This is a genomic window from Mycobacterium sp. 1245852.3 (assembly GCF_001669335.1).
Classification (GTDB): Bacteria; Actinomycetota; Actinomycetes; order Mycobacteriales; family Mycobacteriaceae; genus Mycobacterium; species Mycobacterium europaeum_A.
The window spans coordinates 1-650 of record NZ_LZLL01000244.1 but is presented as its reverse complement, the minus strand read 5'-3'; the positions used below and the strand labels follow the sequence as shown (position 1 = coordinate 650).

Below are 650 nucleotides of genomic sequence, written 5' to 3'. Positions count from 1 at the left end.
CGCCGGAGACCCGCTGCGGCGCTGGGGGCCGTTCCCCACCGGACTCGCCGACCCGGATCGGTGCGGCCTGTTCGAGTACCTCAACGCCGGCAAACACGTTGCCACACTTGACCTCTCGGAGGGCCACGATCTGGCGTCTGCGCTCGAGCTCATCGCGCAGGCGCAGGTCCTGATCGAAGACCTCCCGCCCGGAACCCTGAAGGGCTGGGGTCTGGGCATCGACGGTTTGCAGCGGATCAACCCGAACCTGGTAATTCTGCGCATCTCTGAGTTCGGTCAGTCCGGTCCGTCGCGTCATCGACCCGCCACGGCGCTGACCCTGCAGGCGGCGTCGGGCTGGGTCAGCACCCGGGATCCGCAGCGCCCGCCGGTTCAGGTCGGCGCCCGGATCGCGGAATACGTCGCGGGGGCCTACGGCGCCCTGGGCGCGTTGACCGCGCTGCGCCGGCCGCCCGGTGGCCGGATCACGGAAGTCGATGTCGCGCAGCTGGAATCGTTGATCTCGACGCTGCCCTATCCGATGTTGATGGCACAGCGGATGCGACGCCTCGGGCTGCCCGCCAACCTGCGGTCGGCACCCATGCTGGGCGTCGTCCGGGCCGTCGACGGCTGGGTGGGCATCAACTGCCTGACCGGTCAGCACTGGCTCG

At 69.8% G+C, this 650-nt stretch carries 1 protein-coding gene; it reads left to right on the top strand.

The window, feature by feature from the left end; all coding sequences use genetic code 11:
* Window positions 1-650 (top strand): CoA transferase (locus tag A9W96_RS10865; RefSeq protein WP_197499483.1); only part of this gene is annotated, 650 nt, incomplete at both ends.